We start from the raw sequence: 18,171 nt of genomic DNA on the forward strand, positions 1-18,171 counted from the left end.
AATTAAAAATTACTGTAAGCATTTGAATTACTATTACGACTGATATGTTTTAAACTTAATCCATAACCACATGAAAAACATTACTTTAGTTTTAAAACCTCTAATCTACCTATCATTATTATGCTTTGTAACTACTGTAATGGCTCAATCAACAGCTAGCTACAATATTACATTTAGTAGTGATTGGGAAAACGAAACTGTAGATCCTGTAAAAGGTAATAGTACAGCGCCAATTCCAGGAAATGCTCATTGGTCTAATTTAGTTGGAACTACTCATAACAGTGATTACACTATGGTGAGAATGGGAATGTTAGCTTCTACAGGAATTAAAAATGTAGCTGAAGCGGGAAACAACACCGCATTAATGAATGAAATCAATAGTACTGGAGATGCCAACCAATGGCTCCAGCAAGGCTTTTCTCCTTTTGCTGCCATAAGTTCAGCAACATTAAGTAATGTTGTTGTAAGTACCGATTACCCCTTGTTAAGTCTGGTATCTATGATCGCTCCCAGTCCTGATTGGATGATTGCTATCGATGCTATTAACCTAAGAGATGGAAACACTTGGAGAAACGAGATCATCATTCCTCTATTTCCTTATGACGCTGGAACTGACAGTGGTACAATGTATGGTTCACCAAATCAAGTAACAACTCCATTTCAGCCTATTTCAGTTTTGATCAATCAAGGTCCATTTAATGATAAACCAATTGGTACGATGACCATTACACTAAATCAGGTACTTAGTGTGGATGAGCAAAGTTTAACTGAAGTTGCCGTATATCCAAATCCGACAAATGGTATTCTTAATATTCGCACTTCTAATGCAAACCCTTTAAAAATGGCATCAATTTATGATGTTCTTGGAAAACAAGTAGTTAGTCTGCAAAATACAAATTCAAGAATTGAAAACAACTTAGACCTAACCGCTTTAAACAAAGGAGTTTACTTAGTTAGAATTGAGTTTCAAGATGGATCTTCTTCTACAAAAAAGGTGATTCTAAACTAAGTTTAATGTGTATTTCATCGATTTATTGAGTATTTTATCGGATTTTTTATTATGTTTACATCCTAAATTTTTTTGACATAACATATTCAATAAACGATAAGCCCCATGAAAAAGACTTTACTCCTACTAACATTATTGTGTAGTTTCATCATGTTACCAGCACAAAATGAACCACAGTGTGGTTTCGTACAAACTGCTGAATCTGAAGAATATTTCAATAATCTAATGCCGCAACTTAAACGTTATGAGCAGGAATTTTACCAAATCAGAACTCAAAGACGTTCTTCAACCGCAATAAGCTCTGTACCTATCAAAGCTCATATTATTAGAGATGATAGTGGAAATGGCGGACTTACAGAAGCTGAACTTAACAATGCTATTGCGATTATGAATTCCTACTATGCTAATGCATATTTGGAGTTTTTCCTATGTGATGGTATCAATTTCATTGACAGCTCTACATATTACGATTTCGAAACTGATGAGCAAACTGCTATGACAGACACCTATAATGTCAATAATGTTATTAATATTTATTTTGCTAACTCTGTAGTTAGTAGTTCATCTGGTGGTGGATTATGTGGATATGCTTATTTCCCTGGTGGTCCTGAAGTTATTTTAATGGATAATTCTTGTGCTACCAATGGAAGTACATTATCTCACGAAATGGGACACTTCTTTGCATTGTCGCATACGCATGGAGGAATAAATGGAACATTAACTGACGAATTAGTAGATGGTTCAAATTGTGATTCAGCAGGAGATTTTATTTGTGATACACCAGCCGACCCACAATTGAGTTTTAGTAACGTATCATTCTCTTGTTCATATACAGGATCGACCACAGATTCTAATGGAGATACATTTGCCCCAAACCCCTTAAATATCATGTCGTATTCTCGTAAAGCTTGTCGTACTGAATTTTCGCAAGGACAATATGCCAGAATTTACAGCGTATATCAAGCTTCACGAGCTGTTATGGCGTGCCCAAGCTTTAACGTAGACATTGCCGCAAATTACACGCAAGACTGTAGCACTTCTGTTGATGTTGCTTTTACCGATAATAGTGTAGGTGCAACCTCATGGCAATGGGATGTTGATGGTGACGATATAATTGATTACACCATTCAAAATCCAACACATACCTATACGAGTTCTGGAGATTATGATGTGACTTTAACCATATCTAATGGTTCAAGTTCTTTAACCAAAGTCTATCAGGAGTTTGTTGGAGTTGGCGCAAACGAAATCAATACAACGCAGATTAATCTTGAATTAACTACTGATAATTACCCTGGGGAAATTGCATGGACTTTAAAGAACAGTGCTGGAACAACATTATATTCAAGCCCTGGATATTCAACTGCTGGAGAAACTGTTACAGAAAACTTCATAGTAGCAACAAATGATTGTTACACATTTGAAATTACAGATGGATTTGGCGATGGTATTTGCTGCGGACAAGGACTAGGATCATACCGATTATCAACTCTAGAAGGTGCTACTATCAAAACAGGTGGTGATTATGGAACTGGAGAAACTGTATTTATGTCTAATGCTTTATTGGGTGTTGATGACTATTTTGTGAATAATCCAATTTCAGTATATCCAAATCCGACTAAAGACATTTTAAATATCAAATTATCCAACACAAGTGATCTTCCTGATGCTTACACAGTTTACAATGTGCTTGGTCAAGTGATTACAAGTAAAATAATTCAACAAGATGACGATTTAAGCATTGATGCTCAGAATTTGAGTGAAGGTATTTACTACGTGAAAATTTCTAAAGGAAATAACTCTAGTACAGTATCATTTATTAAAAACTAATACTGAGATAAGTTTAAACAAAAAGCGAATTGATAGTTATCAATTCGCTTTTTTTATAAGTGCTTTGTTGATGTCTTTAATGAGTTTAGGTCCTTGGTAGATAAAACCTGTATAGATTTGAACCAGATCTGCTCCTGCTTCAATCTTTTCCAACGCATCTTCAGCAGAGTGTATACCGCCTACTCCAATAATTGGAAACGCTTTCCGACTCTTATCAGCCAGATATTTAATCACTTTCGTTGATTTAGCTTTAATTGGCTGACCGCTAAGTCCGCCATTTCCTATTTCGGCTAAACGTTCCTCAGAGGCTTTCAAACCAGTTCTATCTACAGAAGTATTGCTGGCTATTACACCATCTAAATGCGTTTCTGCGATAAGCTCTATAATTTCGTCTAATTGATTTGTATTTAAATCTGGAGCAATTTTAAGCAAGATTGGTTTTTGCTGAGTAAATGTATTATTAGCTTTTTGTACTTCGGAAATAAGCTCTAACAAGTAGTCTTTGTCATTCAATTTTGCATGACTACCAACATTAGGACAACTGACATTGAGAACAAAGTAATCCACATAAGGATGCAATGCGTTAAAGCATTCTAAATAATCTTTTGTGTAATCCTCAGGTGCTGTAGCAGTATTTTTACCAATATTTCCACCAATAATCAATTTCCCTTTATTCTTTTTTAACTGTGCAATAGCAGCTTGTAGTCCTTCATTATTAAAACCCATTCTATTGATGATACCTTTATCATCTTTAAGCCTGAATAAGCGCTTCTTAGGATTGCCAACCTGACCTTTTGGAGTTACGGTTCCTATTTCTATAAATCCAAAACCAAAATTTGCTAATTCGTTGTACAGCACCGCATTTTTATCAAAACCAGCAGCTAATCCAACTGGATTCTTGAATTTAAGTCCGAAAAGTTCTCGCTCTAAAGCCTTGTCATTTACCTGGTACAAACTTCTAAAAAGTGATGGTATTCCTGGTATTTTAGACACATTACGAATAAGTGAGAATGTAAAGTGATGTACTTTTTCAGGGTCAAAACAAAATAAAATTGGTCTCAATAAAAGGGTATACATGCAAAATCTTTTCTAGTGCAAAAATAACATTCATTTGATTAAAATCGCTAACTTTCATGCCAAAACCTTGCAGGTTTTAATTTTATATCACTCAAACTCTTATTACACTTATAACCGCATACAATATGATTACCAAAGAAGACATTATAAAACGTTTCATTAGTTACGTTACTGTAGATACAGAATCAGATCCAGAAAGTGACACGACACCTAGTACTGCAAAACAATGGGACTTAGCTAATGCATTGGTTGCAGAATTAAAGTCTATTGGAATGAGCGATGTTAGCATTGATGAGAATGCCTATATCATGGCAACGCTTCCTAGTAATGTGGATCATGAGGTTCCAACCATCGGTTTTATTTCTCATTTTGATACCACTCCAGATTTTACTGGTGCAAACGTAAAACCTCAAATTATTGAGAATTACGACGGAAAAGATATTGTATTAAATGCAGCTGAAAACATTATTTTATCTCCTGATTATTTTGAAGATTTATTGTTATACAAAGGAAAAACCTTAATCACAACTGATGGAACTACACTTCTTGGTGCAGATGACAAAGCAGGAATTGCCGAAATTGTTTCAGCCATGGAATACTTGATTCAGCATCCAGAGATTAAACACGGAACAATAAGAGTTGGGTTTACTCCAGACGAAGAAATTGGTCGTGGTGCACATAAATTTGATGTTGAAAAATTTGGAGCAGACTGGGCTTACACAATGGATGGAAGTCAGATTGGTGAACTCGAATATGAAAACTTTAATGCTGCAGGAGCAAAAGTAACTGTAAAAGGTAAAATTGTTCATCCAGGTTATGCCAAAGGAAAAATGGTAAACTCCATGTATATTGCTACAGAGTTTATCAATTCATTACCTCGAATGGAAACTCCTGAACATACCGAAGGCTATCAAGGTTTTTTTCATTTATATAGTATTGATGGCAAAGTAGAAGAAACCATTTTACAATACATCATCAGAGATCATGACAAAGGTCATTTTGAAGCACGAAAAGACGTCATGCAAAAACTCACCAACGAAATCAACACACAATACGGAAGAGAGGTTATCGCTATAGAGATTAAGGATCAGTACTTTAATATGAAAGAAAAGGTAGAGCCTGTGATGCATATTGTTGATATTGCCGAAGAGGCAATGAAACAACTCGATATTGAACCGCTCATAAAACCAATTAGAGGTGGTACAGACGGCTCACAATTAAGCTATATGGGATTACCTTGTCCGAATATTTTTGCAGGCGGACACAACTTTCACGGAAGATATGAGTATGTGCCTGTAGAAAGCATGATCAAAGCTACTGAAGTGATCTGTAAGATTGCTGAACTCACTGCTGCTCAAAAAAAATAACCATTATGAATCTAAAGGTCATATTTACCCTTACTATATTTTTATGCTTTAGCCATCTAAGTGCTCAGGAATTCTCACCACAAGTCGAGCGTTTTATTAGCTCAAATGACAATGACTTTGCAATTACTAATGTAACCCTTATTGATGGCACTGGTAGTGAAACTAAAACAAATCAGACCATTATCATCAAAAACAAAAAGATTGAAGCCGTTGGTAACACCAAAACAATCAAAATCCCTGAAGGTATTAAGGTCATTGATGGTACCAATAAAACTGTCATTCCAGGTTTAGTAATGCTTCATGAACATATGTTCTATACCAAACCTTTTGAAAATTGGTTTAGTGTAGGTCAAATGACCTTCACATTTCCGAGGTTATATTTAGCTGGTGGTGTAACAACTATGAGAACTGGAGGAAGTATACAACCACAAACAGACCTCAATGTGATGAAATGGATCAATGAAGGTAAAATGACTGGACCTAAAATGTTTGTTACTGGTCCTTTTATTGAACGTGAAGGACCAAAAGTACCAGAACTAGGCTTTATCAATAATGCTGAAGAGGTTGGTTTTTTGGTTAACTATTGGGCAGACAAAGGTGTAACTTCATTTAAAGTCTACAACAATATTACCAGAGAGGATCTCGAAATATGTGTGACCGAAGCTCATAAACGTGGTTTAAAAGTCACAGGACACTTATGTTCATTAACCTATGCTGAGGCCTCAGAAATAGGCATTGACAACCTCGAACACGGATTCATGGCCTCAAGTGACTTTTCAACAGATAAAGCTGAAGATCTTTGTGATCCTTATAGTGCCAGACGAGGTCTCGCCAATGAAGATGTTAATGGTAAAAACATCAATGCACTTATTGACCTATTAATAAAGAATAAAACTGTAATTACAACCACACCCAATGTTTTTGAACCTTACACTGATAGAGAAATAGTGCCTGGAGGTGGTTTTGATGCACTAATACCTCAAATCCAAGAGCGTTTAAAATCAAACCACGAGCGTAGTCAGGGAAGAGATGCTAATAGCTTAGCACTTTTCAACAAGAACCTTACTTGGGTAAAACGCTTTTACGATAAAGGAGGGGTTTTAGTTGCAGGAACAGATCCAACAGGTGCTGGACGAACTGTTGCTGGTTATGCCAATCAACGTACTGTTGAGATTTTAGTTGAGGCAGGTTTTACGGTTGAAGAAGCTATAAAAGTATGTACTCTAAATGGCGCAACGTTTCTGGACATTAATAATAATACTGGAAGTCTAGAAGTTGGCAAAACAGCCGATTTAATTCTAATCAACGGAAACCTCAATACCAATATTAAAGACATCAGAAATATGGAAATTGTATTTAAAGATGGTATTGGTTTTGACTCCAAAGCCTTATTTGAATCGGTTAAAGGAAAAGTTGGGTTAAATTAAATAATAGACATGAAGCTTTTTTTTATTATCCTAACTATCATTTTTTTTGTACTGCCTGTTGTTGGTATTATCCTTCTTATTCGATATGTCATCAAAAAATCGAGTGCAAACCAACCACCACACGTTCTTGCTAAGGAGAAACAACAATTAATTGAAAAAGTAAATAAAACCAGGAAAAAACTGAAGACCTGGCAACCTGAGTATTTAATTCAAATTTCTAATGAGATTGACTACAATTATTCTAAAGGATTTACACGGAAATTCAATGGGATTATTAAAAGTAGTAACTCCGACAAAATTATTGCATTCAGGCGTTTGGATCGCGGATTGGATATCAATTCCAAAATTATGGCAGTAACTAGTGATACCAGCTTTTATTTTGAGGTCACTCCCAAGCCAAGTCTTGTTAAAATATTCGTTAACGATCAATACCTAGGCAAAATTGAAAATCATCTTAGTATTTTCAATACTGATGGAATAGCTTTAGGTCATATAAACAGAAAGAAAACCACTTCTGGGATTTATGATGTTGTCTTTAATGAAATCACGTTAGCACAACTTATAAAAAATTCAGATCGTAGAATGTTTTTAAAAAATCCGTTTCATAACTCGAGTGGACGTTTAGGACCTAACAATCCAATGTTCATTCAAAATGATGTTAAGATCGAAAACTCACTAGTTAACGTTACAACCGAATTAAATGATTACGAATATCGATGGATACTAGCCTTAGCTATATTTGAATGTATATATTATGGAATTGATTTTAACCAATAGGGTAAAAATTGTATTTTAATAGGAATTGAAGACCATATGAAAAAAATCCATTCTGTAGAAGAATATATAGAAACTAATGCGCATTACGCTGAAGCCTTAACTATTTTACGTAATATTATTAACACAACAGAGCTTGAAGAAACTGTAAAATGGAGTATGCCAACCTATTGCTTGAAAGGTAAAAACGTTCTTGGTATTGGTGCTTTTAAAAACCATTTTTGTTTGTGGTTTCATCAAGGTGTATTTCTTAAAGACGAACATGGCTTACTCATCAACGCTCAGGAAAACAAAACCAAAGCTTTACGTCAGATGCGTTTTGAAACAAAAGCAGACATCAATCAAGCTGCTGTTCTGGATTACGTTAAAGAAGCTATTGAAAATCAACGTTTAGGTAGAGAAATTAAACCTAGTCGTAAAGCAAAAGAGGTTGTTGTTCCAGATGAATTGAAAACAGCATTTAAGTCAAATACTGAACTCAACACTGGTTTTAAAGCGCTTACTCCAGGAAAGCAGAGGGAATACTGCGACTATATTAGCGAGGCAAAACGAGAAGCAACTAAACAGTCTCGATTGGCTAAGATCACGCCAATGATTATTCAAGGTATTGGATTAAATGATAAGTATAAGAATTGCTAGATCTCAATAGTTAAATTATCAAAAAAAACAAAAAAACTCCGAAAGCAGATACTTTCGGAGTTTTTTTGTTGAATGTATATATTCTATTTTGTTTTCGCTGGTGCGTTTAGCTTCTGACTAATTTCCATAGAAATTGCAGAACGTTCAAACTTTATTTTTCCAGCGAGAGTTTCGATAACACAACTGTTGTCTTTATCATTAAGATCAACAATTTTTCCGTGCATACCGCTTTTAGTTACTACTTTATCACCTCTCTTTAAACCTGCAGCAAAGGCTTTTTCTCGTTTTGCTCGTTTCATTTGCGGTGCAATCATAAAGAAATACACCACAGCAAACATGGCTATAAAAGGTAAAAAATTTCCAATATCTCCCATAAATTATTTTACAGACTTTATTGAAGCAGTACCTGCTTTTTTATCTTTTGCGTTTGGATCTGGCTGAACAAAAGCTTTAATCTTAACAACTTCAGAACCTTTTTCAGTATTTGTTGTTAAAGTAATTGACTTTTGAACTTGATTTGTTCCTTTTCCGTTAAACTTTACAGTAAATTCAGCAGACTCACCTGGAGCTAAAGGATCTCTGTTCCAATCTGAAGGTACAGTACATCCACAAGTACTTTTGATATTACTTACTACTAAGGGTGTTTTTCCTGTGTTAGTGTACTTAAACTTAGTTTCAACTGGAGTACCGTTTACGATAGTTCCAAAATCATGTTCAGTTTCTTCAAAAGTAATTACCGGAAAATCCTGAGCACTTGCGTCTCTTTCTGCAGCAGCTGCTACGTTATCAGAATTGATCTTGCTAGTTGCATCATCTTTACATGATGTAAAAGCTACTAAACATAATGCGCTTAACGCTAAAATTGCTTTTTTCATTACTATGGTTTTTTAAATAATTTTTGATTCGAGAAGCCAAATGTACTAATTATTTCATCTAATTAAAATTTTTAGGACACTTTCAAACAAAACATTAACAGTCTAACACCTGTAAAATCTAGAAAATCTAGAGTAAACCACGACCTATTTTATTGAGTTTTCCTTCGGAAGTATACTCCTTTATAATTTTATCTAAGATACCATTGATAAAGTTACTACTCTTTGGAGTAGAGTATTCTTTAGCAATCTCCAAATACTCGTTAATGGTTACTTTTATTGGTATTGACGGGAATTTCTGAAATTCACAAATTGCCATTTGCATTAAAACGGTATCTATTTGAGTGATACGATCTGCATCCCAATTTTTGGTTTTTGTAGCTATTTCAATATTAAAAGCAGCTTGATTTAGAATCGTTTTTTTCAAGAGTTCTAAACCAAAATCTCTGTCTTCCAAATCTTTAAATAATTTAGGCGTGAAAAAATTTCCTTCTGAAGAAGCTTTCACTTTCTTCAATAATTTTAAAATAGCTGTATTTACAACTGGAAGATCGTCTAACCAAGTGATACGTTTATCCTCAAAGTATTCATATAGTTTATCGTTTGGTGCAATAATCTCTGTGAACATATCAATCACAAAATTCTTATCCTCCTTAAAGGTAGAGGTCTTTGTCGACATATATTCTTTGTACAAATCACTATCAAGAATAGCTTTAAAAATAACATCAATGTATTCGAAATCTAAATACCATGGATTCTCTTTCTGGCTCTCTATACGTTCTTGCAAAGCTTCATTAGAGCTAAGTAGTAATAGGACTTCATTGTTGATGAATTTGGAATTTGGATTTTTATCCTCTTGAGTCGCTAGAAGTTTCTTTTGATTTTTCTCTAATCTATCTTTTGACTTTTTATGTACTTCAATAAGTAATGATAATTGCGCTAAAAATAAATCGTACATGCTATCTAGACTTAGAAGCAGAAATTTCTCATTGGTCTTTATGTTGTCACTCTCACTTCCTTGAGAAGCGTAAAGTGTTTGCATAACTTTAATACGAATGTGACGTCTATTTAACATGGTTACAAAGAGCTAAAAATTACAGAGCGAAAGCTTTGACACTTTCGCTCTGCAAAAATACTATTATTTTAAATGTAGAAAAATTTTTAAATAAGGTTTTAAATTTATTTCTCCTGCATTCTTTTTCTGTCTTCTATACGCTCTTTAGCAATACGTAATGCTGATACATTTGTAGTGACATTATTTTGTTTAGCACCTTCAAATATTTCAAGTGTTGTATTATAGATATTTTCTGTTTTACGCATGATTTCTTGTTTACCGTAGTTTTCCAGTTCTGCATAAACATTAATGATTCCACCTGCATTGATTAAGAAATCAGGTGCATATAGAATTCCTCTTTCCTGAAGAAGCCTTCCATGTTTTGCTTCATCTGCTAATTGGTTGTTGGCTGCTCCAGCAATGATATCTGCTTGAAGTTTATGGATGGTATCGTCGTTAATTGTAGCTCCTAAGGCACATGGTGCATAGATATCCATTGGCTCGCTGTAAATATCTTGTCCGCCATAAATAGTAACATCATGTCTAGCCTTAACAGCTTCTAGACGCTCTTGATTAATATCTGCTATAGTTACCTTAGCTCCTTCATTAAGTAAATGCTCAACTAAAGATTCTCCTACGTGTCCTATTCCTTGAACAAATATCGATTTGTCTTCAAGTACATCGCTACCATATCTAAATTTTGCAGCTGCTTTCATTCCCATAAAAACACCATAGGCTGTTATTGGTGAAGGGTTACCAGCACCACCTTTACTTTCTGAAATACCAGTAACGTAAGGAGTCACTTCTCTTACTGTATCCATATCTGCTGTTGTCATACCAACATCTTCTGCTGTGATATATCTTCCGCTTAAAGAATGAACAAACTCTCCAAATTTTTTCATTAACTCAGGAGTTTTTTCAGTTTTGGCATCTCCAATGATAACAGCTTTTCCTCCTCCAAGATTTAATCCTGTAATTGCAGATTTAAAGGTCATACCACGAGATAAACGTAGGACATCATTTAATGCTTCCCACTCATTATTATAATTCCACATTCTAGTCCCTCCAAGTGCAGGTCCTAAAACTGTGTTATGTATTCCTATTATTGCTTTTAAACCAGTATCTTTGTCGTTGCAAAAAACGATTTGCTCATGATTATCGAATGATAATTGTCCAAATACAGGGTCAATTTTTGAGAGTTCTTTAGAACTTAAAACGTCTGATGTCATTTGAAAGTAAATTAAAATCTATTTTAAATTATACATAAAATAGCGTGCAAAAATAACTCAATATTGGAGTATTAACAAAAAATAGAGCGTTAAATTATCATATTGCTAAAAATCGAGCCTCAATAATTCTAAATGAAGGAACTAAAACATATCAATAAATACTTTTATAAGTACCGTTACCGACTTTTATTTGGTGTATTGATCACTATTGGTGCGAAAATATTTGCATTGTTTACGCCGAGATTTCTTGGTAAAGCGATTACTACAATCTCTAAAGCCTACGATGGAGAAATTACTGAAGCTGTTTTTAAGCAAGAACTAGCCTCTAATATTCTTTACCTTATAGGAGCAGCAGTCATTACTGGAATCTTCACATTTCTTATGCGTCAAACCATTATTAATGTGTCTCGCTATATTGAATATGACCTTAAAAATGAAGTCTATGAGCAATATCAAAACCTATCGCTCAATTTCTATAAAGCCAATAGAACTGGTGACTTAATGAATAGAATTAGTGAGGATGTAGGTAAAGTCCGAATGTATGCAGGACCAGCTATTATGTACACTATAAATACAGTCACATTGTTTATAGTGGCTTTAATTTACATGCTTAGTGTAGCTCCTAAACTAACCCTCTACACTATTATACCGCTTCCTGTACTATCATTCATAATTTACAAACTAAGTAAAATCATTAACAAACGTAGTAGAATAGTACAAGAGTATTTATCACATCTATCAACCTATACTCAGGAATCTTTTAGTGGTATTTCAGTCATTAAATCCTATGGAATTGAATCTGCAAATTATGAGGAGTTCAATACACTTTCCGAAGAAAGCAAACAAAAACAGATCGATCTCACTAAAGTTCAGGCTTTGTTTTTTCCATCAATGATATTATTAATTGGTATTAGTAATATTCTTGTAGCTTACGTTGGAGGTATGCAATACATTAATGGTGAAATCAAAGAAATTGGAACCATTGCAGAGTTTTTGATCTATGTTAATATGCTTACCTGGCCTGTTGCAACTGTAGGTTGGGTTACTAATCTCGTACAGCAAGCTGAAGCGTCTCAAAAACGAATCAATGAATTTTTAAAACAAGAACCAGAGATCAAAAATCTGAATCCTAAACCAACCAATATTGATGGCAATATTGAGTTTAAAAATGTGACTTACATTTATCCTGATACTAATATAAAAGCTTTAGATAAAGTAAGTTTTTCTCTTAGCAAAGGAGAAACATTAGCTATTTTGGGTAAGACAGGTTCGGGAAAGTCAACCATATTAGATTTGATTGGAAGATTATATGATGTTCAAGAAGGTCATATAGCAATTGATGGCACTCAAATTGACCAGGTTAATCTTAAGAGTTTGAGAGATCACATTGGTTATGTTCCGCAAGATGCTTTTCTATTCTCTGACACTATAGAGAACAATATCAAATTTGGTAAAGAGGATGCAACTGAGGCTGAAGTCATAAGAGCGGCAAAATTAGCCGATGTACACCGAAATATCGTAAAATTTAAAGAAGGATACAAAACCAAACTGGGTGAACGTGGTATAACCTTGTCTGGCGGACAAAAACAACGTATTTCTATTGCAAGAGCCATTATAGAAGCACCAGAGATCATGTTATTTGATGACTGTTTATCGGCTGTTGATACTGAAACCGAAGAAAAAATCCTAACTAGCCTTAGAGAAATCTCAAACGGAAAAACCACCATTATTGTTAGTCACAGGGTATCTTCGGCTAAAGATGCAGATAAAATCATTGTACTTGAAGATGGCAAAATCATTCAAAACGGAACTCACGAAACATTAGTTAACACCGACGGTTACTACAAAGAGCTTTACTTGAAACAACTTAGCACAAAAGAATTATAATTATTTTTGTTTACTAATCTTTTTTTTTAGATTTTTGATGCACAATCAAATCAAAAAAAAATTAAAATTAGCTATGAGTGACCACGGAATGATGGAAAAAGAGGAAATTTTTTCAAAAGTATTGCGAGCAGGAAGAAGAACCTACTTTTTTGATGTAAGAGCAACTAAAGCAGGTGATTATTACCTTACCATAACAGAAAGCAAGAAGTTTACTAACGACGACGGATCGTTTCATTACAAGAAACACAAAATCTATCTCTACAAAGAGGATTTTTCTGAGTTCAACGACATCTTAAGAGAAATGACAGATTATATAATCGCTGAAAAGGGAGACGAAGTGATTAGTGAGCGTCATCAAAAAGATTTCAAAAAAGAAGATTATTCATCTCAAACCAATAACGATGACATTGCAGAAGGAGGAGAATCCATAACAGATTCTGATTCTGCTGAAAAGTTTACAGACATCAATTTTGAGGATATTTAATCCTCACAATTGTTAAATATTATTAAACCGTTATTCTAAGAGTAGCGGTTTTTTTATTTTTATACTCTAACCGATACATATATATGAGACTAACTATCCTTCTATTCATATTGAGTTGTTTCCAATTCAATGCACAATCGCAAACCGACCTATCGTATTACCTTCCGCAAAACATATCATACAACCAAAATATACCCACTCCTGAGTCGGTTATTGGACACCAAGTTGGTGAATGGCATATTACTCACGACAAGTTAGTATATTACATGCAGACCTTAGCTGCTGCTTCCGATAGGATTCATATCGAAAATAGAGGTAGTACTTTTGAGGGAAGACCACTACTCCTACTCACGATAACTTCGCCTAAAAACCATAATAATCTGGAAAATATCAGGCAAACACATATTGCTTCTACAGAGGGTAATTCTGTAGACACCAGTAATATGCCTATTGTAGTATATCAAGGATTTTCAATTCATGGTAACGAGCCTAGTGGATCAAATGCAGCTTTACTAGTAGCCTATTATTTAGCTGCTGCTGAAAGTGACGAGGTTAAAGATCTATTAGACCATACAGTTATTTTATTTGATCCTGCTTATAATCCGGATGGTTTACAGCGATTTGCATATTGGGCTAATACCAACAAAAGTAAGAACTTAAATCCTGATCCAAACGACAGAGAATACAGTGAGGTTTGGCCTGGAGGGAGAACAAATCATTACTGGTTTGACATGAATAGAGACTGGTTACCTGTTCAGCTTCCAGAATCTCGTGTACGAATTGCAAGTTTTCATAAATGGTTACCAAACATTCTAACAGACCACCATGAAATGGGAACTAATGCAAGTTTTTTCTTTCAACCCGGAATTCCTTCCAGAACTCATCCTCTTACTCCAAAATTAAACCAGGAATTGACAAAAAATATTGGAAACTTTCATGCCAAAGCACTAGATAAAATAGGTTCTCTATATTATACTGAAGAGAGCTTCGATGATTTTTACTACGGAAAAGGTTCTACTTTTCCAGATATCAACGGTGGAATTGGCATCCTCTTCGAACAAGCTAGTTCTCGCGGACATATTCAAGAGAGCGTTAATGGTATTTTAACCTTTCCATTTACCATTCGCAATCAATTTACAGCTGCTCTATCCACACTTGAAGCAGGCAAAACCATGAGACGTGAAATCTTACAATACCAACACGATTTTTACAAAAATGCAAGAAACGAAGCAGCTAAAGAAAACGATAAGGCTATTGTCTTTGGCGACGAAAAAGATGCAGCCAGAACCTATCACTTAGCCGAAATATTAAAACGCCAACATATTGATTTCCATGAATTGAAAAATGACATGACCAGTAATGGCAAACGTTATAAGAAAGGCTATGCTTATATCGTTCCTAAGAATCAAAAAAATACACGCTTAATAAATGCTATGTTTGAAAAGCGTACCAAATTTCAAGACAGTTTATTCTACGATGTGTCGGCATGGACGTTTCCACTTTCATTTGGATTAGATTATTCTGAAAATGCAACTACCCGAAATGCAGGAGTTAAAGTTGAAGACCTGCAAATGCGTACAGGAACTGTATCAGGAAAGAGTAATTATGCATACCTTATGGAATGGCATGAGTATTATTCGCCTAAAGCATTAAATGCCATTTTAGGAAAGGGATTAAGAGCAAAGGTAGGTATGAAACAGTTCAGTATGAATGGAAAGACCTATGATTACGGAACGATTCTGATTCCTATTCAAAATCAAAAACTATCATCAGACGAGCTTTATAATTTCATGAAGCAGGTTGCAGCAGAAAGCCATATTGATATTGATGCCGTTAATACAGGATTAACTGAAGGTATTGATTTGGGAAGCAATCAATTTAGAGCTTTAGAACAACCAAAAGTAGCGATGCTCGTTGGTTCGGGTATTAGAAGTTATGATGCTGGAGAAATATGGCATTTATTTGATCAACGCTATGATATGAGACTGACCAAATTAGATACAAAATCATTGACTCGAGCTGATTTAGATAGATACAATACGATTATTGTTCCTAGCGGTTCTATTGATGCTAATGCTACAAAACGACTTAAATCCTGGGTCCAAAATGGTGGAACTTTAATTGCATACCGAAGTGCTTTAAATTGGTTAAAACGAAATGAATTAATGAAGCTTGACTTCAAAAAGTCTGAGCGCACAGCAAAAGATATTTCGTTTGAACAACGCGGAAATTATAACGGCGCACAATTTGTTGGAGGTGCTATTTTTGAAGCTAAAACCGATCGTTCACATCCTATAAATTTTGGGTACAAGAATGATAAAATCGCACTATTTAGAAATAATACACTGTTTATGAAAGCTGATAAACAGAGTTATAATAATCCAATTACATATACTAAGAATCCTTTATTAAGTGGCTATATTTCTAAACCAAATTTAGACAGTTTAGCACTTACAGTTCCGTTTAAAGTAAAGCGATTAGGAAGCGGAAATGTAGTAGCCTTTACCGACAATACTAACTTTAGAGCCTTTTGGTATGGTACTAATAAGTTATTGATGAATGCTATTTTCTTTAGAGAAGAATTATAATTTAACTGCAAGCAACACTAAGACAATCACAAAAATCAAATATAAAGCCCCAATTTGAAATTGAAAAATTGTTGACAATAATACAAAAACAATTAGCAGAAAAATTGGCACTAATGTTATAGCCATAGCAAATCTAAATGTTGATATAAACTCAACCTCTTTGATTTTAGGCTTAACCACTTTTTTCCAAATGACATAAGGAACAATAAGGCAACAGATCAGTAAAAACTTTGAGAATACTTTAAATACACCATGTGTGTTTACTGGGCGACTCTCACAGGTAACAAAATTACTTTTGAGGCATGCATTCACACGTTCAGGTTTTGTAAAATCTACGTTTAAGTTTTTAAGTGCTTTGAGTTTAGTATCGTAGTGTTCACTTTCAATATGAGTTGTAAGTTGACATAATTCATCAAAAACTAACGCTTTAAGGTCTGAAACACCTTTATTCTTATCATTTAGAATACTAGTATTTATTTCTATTACTTTTCCGAAGTTAACTAAAGTACTATCACCAAATTGAGTAGCATTGGCAAAATTCAATCCTACAGGAATTAAATTGATTTTTGCATTAGGATATTGTTCAAGAGTTTCAAATATAATACGTGTAAACCCTTTGCTCAATGGTCTTACTGTACGTTTAAGATTATGGCTTCCTTCCGGAAAAATAACAATAGCTTCTTTTTTACTTAATAGTTTAGAACTTTCAGAAAACACAGAATTATTTTTAGTCAAATTAGCCCAACCATCTCTAATTCGATACACTGGAAGCATGAGTAAGCTTTTCAAAATATTACTAATGATTGGTTTACTAAACACACTTGCTCTTGTCAGAAAGTAAGAAAATCGATCATTTTTTGCTGCAATAAGCAACGCATCTAACAATGCATTTTGATGATTTCCCAAGAACAAAACAGCTTCATATTTTGGTATGGAATCTACACGTCTTACATCAATTTTTTTGAAATAGAAAAAAAGACCTAAACGTAAATAAGCTCTCACTGTATGTAACCATAATCGCCTCAAACCTCAACTACATTAGATGGTTTATAGCTCCAATAAAAAGAAATTGCCAGTCCGGAAATGATATGCCAAATCCCCCAAAAAGCTGCCATTATTGCCATACCTCCCAAACCATTAAAAAACGTAAAAATAAGGAGCAAGCCCAAACCCGAATTTTGAATTCCAGTTTCTATAGCCAAAGTTTTTTGATCTTTAAAAGATAACCTAAATGTTTTTGCAGTAAAAAATCCTAGTAGGATTGCCAAAAAATTATGACCTATACCAATAAGCAGCACATAATGAATATAATTATTGAATACAGTCATGTTTTTTGAAAAGGCAATAACTACTATTGCAACAAACACTATGATCGAAATAGGTTTCAGTTGTTTTGAAAGTCTGACAGCAAAATTTTCATTTTTGTGTCTTACAAACATTCCAATCAATAAAGGAATTCCTAAAATAAGTAACACCAATTTTACGAGTTCAAACGGTTGTAATTCAACACTTTTTAATAATTGAGCAGTAGGCTCATATAAATTTCCATACAATTGAAAATTTAAAGGTGTAACGACCATAGCCAACAAGGTACCAAAAGCAGTTAAACTAACAGATAAAGCGGTATTACCATTTGCTAAATAAGACATGAAGTTAGAAATATTTCCACCAGGACAGGCTGCAACCATCATCATTCCTAAAGCAATACTAGGAAGTGGTTTAATTATCAAAATAACAATAAAAGTGAGAAGTGGTAATAAAATAAACTGAGACAAAACACCAACTAATACCAGTTTAGGTTTTTTAAATAAAGACTTAAAATCATCTATAGTAATTCCAAGAGCAACACCAAACATAACGATGGCTAATGCAATATTCAAAACCCAAAGCCCGCTGCTATCGAAATTTATTTTAGCGTTATCTAATTGATCCAT

At 34.2% G+C, this 18,171-nt stretch carries 16 protein-coding genes; 9 read left to right on the plus strand and 7 right to left on the minus strand.

Annotation, left to right across the window (positions count from 1 at the left end; all coding sequences use genetic code 11):
- Positions 1-70: 70 nt before the first annotated feature.
- Both Q0951_RS02775 and Q0951_RS02780 read left to right on the plus strand, forming a co-directional pair.
- Positions 71-1,009 (plus strand): spondin domain-containing protein, encoded by a 939-nt coding sequence (locus Q0951_RS02775; RefSeq protein WP_299333979.1) that lies wholly within the window; start codon positions 71-73, stop codon positions 1,007-1,009.
- Between the two features lie 105 nt (positions 1,010-1,114).
- Positions 1,115-2,839 (plus strand): T9SS type A sorting domain-containing protein, encoded by a 1,725-nt coding sequence (locus tag Q0951_RS02780; RefSeq protein WP_299333982.1) that lies wholly within the window; start codon positions 1,115-1,117, stop codon positions 2,837-2,839.
- 39 nt (positions 2,840-2,878) lie between these two features.
- Here the strand turns inward: Q0951_RS02780 and Q0951_RS02785 are convergent, their stop codons facing one another.
- Complete coding sequence (locus Q0951_RS02785) at positions 2,879-3,916, minus strand: quinone-dependent dihydroorotate dehydrogenase (RefSeq protein ID WP_299333985.1); 1,038 nt, start codon at positions 3,914-3,916, stop codon at positions 2,879-2,881.
- Between the two features lie 125 nt (positions 3,917-4,041).
- On the opposite strand from Q0951_RS02785, the gene pepT reads away from it, so the two are divergent.
- From pepT to Q0951_RS02805, 4 genes are read left to right on the plus strand one after another with little or no spacing between them, the layout of a single operon-like run.
- On the plus strand, positions 4,042-5,283 hold the full coding sequence (pepT, locus tag Q0951_RS02790; RefSeq protein ID WP_299333988.1) for a peptidase T: 1,242 nt from the start codon (positions 4,042-4,044) through the stop codon (positions 5,281-5,283).
- Positions 5,284-5,288: 5 nt separating this feature from the next.
- A complete protein-coding gene (locus tag Q0951_RS02795) occupies positions 5,289-6,710 on the plus strand; it encodes an amidohydrolase family protein (RefSeq protein WP_299333992.1) in 1,422 nt (473 codons plus the stop codon).
- 9 nt (positions 6,711-6,719) lie between these two features.
- Complete coding sequence (locus Q0951_RS02800; RefSeq protein WP_299333994.1) at positions 6,720-7,487, plus strand: hypothetical protein; 768 nt, start codon at positions 6,720-6,722, stop codon at positions 7,485-7,487.
- Between the two features lie 36 nt (positions 7,488-7,523).
- A complete protein-coding gene (locus tag Q0951_RS02805) occupies positions 7,524-8,123 on the plus strand; it encodes a YdeI family protein (protein ID WP_299333996.1) in 600 nt (199 codons plus the stop codon).
- An 83-nt stretch (positions 8,124-8,206) separates the two neighbouring features.
- Here Q0951_RS02805 and yajC read toward each other — a convergent pair whose 3' ends face one another.
- The 4 genes from yajC to Q0951_RS02825 form a co-directional block, all read right to left on the minus strand.
- Entirely contained in the window at positions 8,207-8,497 is a 291-nt protein-coding gene (gene yajC / locus Q0951_RS02810) for a preprotein translocase subunit YajC (RefSeq protein ID WP_299334001.1), read from the minus strand.
- Between the two features lie 3 nt (positions 8,498-8,500).
- Positions 8,501-8,998 (minus strand): DUF1573 domain-containing protein, encoded by a 498-nt coding sequence (locus Q0951_RS02815; RefSeq protein ID WP_299334004.1) that lies wholly within the window; start codon positions 8,996-8,998, stop codon positions 8,501-8,503.
- Between the two features lie 127 nt (positions 8,999-9,125).
- Positions 9,126-10,037, minus strand: coding sequence for a transcription antitermination factor NusB (nusB, locus tag Q0951_RS02820; protein WP_299334007.1), 912 nt, complete (start codon positions 10,035-10,037; stop codon positions 9,126-9,128).
- 137 nt (positions 10,038-10,174) lie between these two features.
- Positions 10,175-11,278 (minus strand): Glu/Leu/Phe/Val dehydrogenase, encoded by a 1,104-nt coding sequence (locus tag Q0951_RS02825; protein WP_299334008.1) that lies wholly within the window; start codon positions 11,276-11,278, stop codon positions 10,175-10,177.
- A gap of 132 nt (positions 11,279-11,410) precedes the next feature.
- On the opposite strand from Q0951_RS02825, the gene Q0951_RS02830 reads away from it, so the two are divergent.
- The 3 genes from Q0951_RS02830 (at position 11,411) to Q0951_RS02840 (ending at position 16,237) form a co-directional block, all read left to right on the plus strand.
- The gene (locus Q0951_RS02830; protein WP_299334010.1) at positions 11,411-13,165 is read left to right on the plus strand and encodes an ABC transporter ATP-binding protein; all 1,755 of its coding nucleotides are present in this window, start codon (positions 11,411-11,413) and stop codon (positions 13,163-13,165) included.
- Between the two features lie 73 nt (positions 13,166-13,238).
- Complete coding sequence (locus tag Q0951_RS02835; protein WP_299334012.1) at positions 13,239-13,649, plus strand: PUR family DNA/RNA-binding protein; 411 nt, start codon at positions 13,239-13,241, stop codon at positions 13,647-13,649.
- An 83-nt stretch (positions 13,650-13,732) separates the two neighbouring features.
- Positions 13,733-16,237, plus strand: coding sequence for a M14 family zinc carboxypeptidase (locus Q0951_RS02840; protein ID WP_299334015.1), 2,505 nt, complete (start codon positions 13,733-13,735; stop codon positions 16,235-16,237).
- On the opposite strand, the gene Q0951_RS02845 is transcribed toward Q0951_RS02840, so the two are convergent.
- Complete coding sequence (locus Q0951_RS02845; protein ID WP_299334017.1) at positions 16,232-17,263, minus strand: 1-acyl-sn-glycerol-3-phosphate acyltransferase; 1,032 nt, start codon at positions 17,261-17,263, stop codon at positions 16,232-16,234. The two genes, Q0951_RS02840 and Q0951_RS02845, sit on opposite strands and share 6 nt — an antisense overlap.
- Entirely contained in the window at positions 17,260-18,171 is a 912-nt protein-coding gene (locus Q0951_RS02850) for a bile acid:sodium symporter family protein (RefSeq protein WP_299334019.1), read from the minus strand. Before Q0951_RS02850 ends, Q0951_RS02845 begins: the two co-directional genes overlap by 4 nt.

Origin of the sequence: uncultured Psychroserpens sp., assembly GCF_947501425.1 — a bacterium.
In the GTDB taxonomy this organism is placed as follows: Bacteria; Bacteroidota; Bacteroidia; order Flavobacteriales; family Flavobacteriaceae; genus Psychroserpens.

Excerpts from the sequence above, each read along its gene's own strand:
- Q0951_RS02835 (WP_299334012.1), top strand. The coding sequence starts at position 13,239 with ATGAGTGACCACGGAATGATGGAAAAAGAGGAAATTTTTTCAAAAGTA.
- Q0951_RS02850 (WP_299334019.1), bottom strand. The coding sequence starts at position 18,171 with ATGGATCAATTAGATAACGCTAAAATAAATTTCGATAGCAGCGGGCTT.
- Q0951_RS02840 (WP_299334015.1), top strand. The coding sequence starts at position 13,733 with ATGAGACTAACTATCCTTCTATTCATATTGAGTTGTTTCCAATTCAAT.
- Q0951_RS02780 (WP_299333982.1), top strand. The coding sequence starts at position 1,115 with ATGAAAAAGACTTTACTCCTACTAACATTATTGTGTAGTTTCATCATG.
- nusB (WP_299334007.1), bottom strand. The coding sequence starts at position 10,037 with ATGCAAACACTTTACGCTTCTCAAGGAAGTGAGAGTGACAACATAAAG.
- yajC (WP_299334001.1), bottom strand. The coding sequence starts at position 8,497 with ATGGGAGATATTGGAAATTTTTTACCTTTTATAGCCATGTTTGCTGTG.
- Q0951_RS02800 (WP_299333994.1), top strand. The coding sequence starts at position 6,720 with ATGAAGCTTTTTTTTATTATCCTAACTATCATTTTTTTTGTACTGCCT.
- Q0951_RS02775 (WP_299333979.1), top strand. The coding sequence starts at position 71 with ATGAAAAACATTACTTTAGTTTTAAAACCTCTAATCTACCTATCATTA.
- Q0951_RS02795 (WP_299333992.1), top strand. The coding sequence starts at position 5,289 with ATGAATCTAAAGGTCATATTTACCCTTACTATATTTTTATGCTTTAGC.
- Q0951_RS02825 (WP_299334008.1), bottom strand. The coding sequence starts at position 11,278 with ATGACATCAGACGTTTTAAGTTCTAAAGAACTCTCAAAAATTGACCCT.
- Q0951_RS02785 (WP_299333985.1), bottom strand. The coding sequence starts at position 3,916 with ATGTATACCCTTTTATTGAGACCAATTTTATTTTGTTTTGACCCTGAA.
- pepT (WP_299333988.1), top strand. The coding sequence starts at position 4,042 with ATGATTACCAAAGAAGACATTATAAAACGTTTCATTAGTTACGTTACT.
- Q0951_RS02830 (WP_299334010.1), top strand. The coding sequence starts at position 11,411 with ATGAAGGAACTAAAACATATCAATAAATACTTTTATAAGTACCGTTAC.
- Q0951_RS02805 (WP_299333996.1), top strand. The coding sequence starts at position 7,524 with ATGAAAAAAATCCATTCTGTAGAAGAATATATAGAAACTAATGCGCAT.
- Q0951_RS02815 (WP_299334004.1), bottom strand. The coding sequence starts at position 8,998 with ATGAAAAAAGCAATTTTAGCGTTAAGCGCATTATGTTTAGTAGCTTTT.